Source organism: Streptomyces pseudogriseolus, assembly GCA_002154585.1.
GTDB lineage: Bacteria > Actinomycetota > Actinomycetes > Streptomycetales > Streptomycetaceae > Streptomyces > Streptomyces pseudogriseolus.
Genome location: MUNG01000736.1, coordinates 304 through 644 on the forward strand (window position 1 = coordinate 304; position 341 = coordinate 644).

General features: G+C 72.7%; 1 pseudogene. It reads left to right on the forward strand.

The features are described 5' to 3' along the window. Nucleotides 1-341, forward strand: a pseudogene (locus tag CCN29_RS34445) (LmeA family phospholipid-binding protein); the annotation flags it as partial.

Here is a 341-nt window from a genome sequence, read left to right on the forward strand (position 1 = left end):
CGGCAAGACCATCCGTATCGCCGACCTCCGCGCCGACCTGAAGGGCGTCGAGTTCTCCGTCGACTTCGGCTCCGCGGTCGCCGACAGCGCCACCGGCACGGCCGCGATCGCGTACGACGAGCTGCTGCGGACCGCCAAGGCCGAGCCCACGCAGGTGGCGCCCGGCATCACCGCCGAGGTGGTGGCGCTGTCCGACGGGGGGAACGGGAAGATCAAGGTCGCGCTGGAGACCACCGTGCTCGGCACGAAGCTGCCCGAGCCGGTGCCCGTGCTCAGTTCGGTGACCGTCGTCGACGGGAACACCGTGCGGGTGCGGGCCGACGCGCTGCCGGTGCTGGGCG